This window comes from Ruegeria sp. YTSC230, from assembly GCF_059609665.1.
Genome location: NZ_JBXWMC010000026.1, coordinates 1 through 1,391, shown reverse-complemented (window position 1 = coordinate 1,391; position 1,391 = coordinate 1). Strand labels below are relative to the sequence as shown.

Genomic DNA, 1,391 nt, shown 5'->3' with positions numbered 1-1,391 from the left:
GTTCATTCTTCCGTCCACAACCATTTCAATCAGGAACGCGCCCTCTACAGCAGAGACAATTTCAAGCTCAACCGCGCTGCTGCTCTCTCCGAGTGGTGCCAACTTTGTTCAGCACAAGTTCCGGCATTTAGGGGTAAACAGAGACTGGTTCGAATTGGTCTGACAGCACCTTTGTGAGCTTTGCAAAGGTATCAAGCGAAAAGCGACGCCCAGCCAACCGCATACGTAGTCGAATGCACTAACGCTACTCAATCAGCTTGAAATACGAGTATCGGCATTCCTTGATACGTCGGAAGAAAACAAAAGGACACTTAACTTTTTAACCAATTTCTTCGCAGACCTGGTCGCTGAGATCGTCAACGCTGAACAACCAACATTCCGCTGGTTGGTCCGATTTGATTGGTCCGAATTTACCTGGCAGCACCGGTTCCTAAATGGTTGGCCAGACAACTCACAATGCGCCCTTTAGGCGGCACAACGCAGTACTTCGAAATGAAAAGTGTTCTTTGCTTCAACGACTTCAGCTATGTAAAACGGTAGAGGTGGTTTAAGCATGTGTTTCTCATCACAAGCCAGTTTTGTAGCCGGTGCAGCGATCATTGCCTGCAGTGGTCTTACGATACGTTTGGCGTCGCAAATGGGCGAACGATTTCTTCCGCTAGCCAGCTTTCCACTTTTCTTTGGGATTCAGCAATTGTCCGAAGGCTTCTTGTGGGGGTCCATTGACAACCCCTCGGCGAACCCTTCTTCGGCAGCTGCGTTGACGTTTCTTTTCTTTGCCTATTTCTTTTGGCCGTTTTGGGTTCCGCTGTCCGCGGCTTCGATTGAAAGTGACCGGCGTCGCAGGCTCATATTCCAAGGGATTTGCGGAGTTGGTTTTTGCTTTGGCTTGTTGCTTTATTTGCCAGTGTTGTTGTCACCAGAAAACCTAGATATTGGCCTCGCTCAACACTCCATTAAGTATGGAAATATAGAAACGTTCCCCTCCGAAATTACGAGGAACTTAGCACGTGTTTTCTACGCTTTGGTGATCTGTGTTCCGCTGGTAGGATCGAGCGATAGAGGCTTACGAGGTTTCGGGTATCTAATTGTCGTTTCCGTTGCATTTGGGTTCTTCTTTGCTTCTCATGCCTTCACGTCAATCTGGTGCTTCGTTGCGGCTGGTTTGTCTGCCTATATCTACTTCGTTCTAAAGTTTCACTACTGGGAGGTAGACCGCTTAGGTGGGCCTGCCAAAGGTTGAGGGACATTTTGAAAAATGCGTTTAAGTGCGGGCAGGGGCTTTCGCTGGTTTAGCGAATGAATAAGCGATTTGGCACTGTCAGAAGAAACTTATTGAGGCGGGCAGGGCGAGCACTTAGCGTCGCAGGATGACAAGACGCAGCCCTTTT

General features: G+C 48.6%; 1 protein-coding gene and 1 pseudogene. Both read left to right on the top strand.

Annotation, left to right across the window (positions count from 1 at the left end; all coding sequences use genetic code 11):
• Positions 1-111: pseudogene (locus tag AC2FD9_RS23115) on the top strand (IS6 family transposase); the annotation flags it as partial.
• A gap of 442 nt (positions 112-553) precedes the next feature.
• The gene (locus AC2FD9_RS23110) at positions 554-1,243 is read left to right on the top strand and encodes a DUF6629 family protein (protein WP_496838928.1); all 690 of its coding nucleotides are present in this window, start codon (positions 554-556) and stop codon (positions 1,241-1,243) included.
• Positions 1,244-1,391 lie beyond the last annotated feature (148 nt).

What these genes read in the sequence shown, in the direction of transcription:
- AC2FD9_RS23110 (WP_496838928.1), top strand. Translation starts at nt 554, where the DNA reads ATGTGTTTCTCATCACAAGCCAGTTTTGTAGCCGGTGCAGCGATCATT.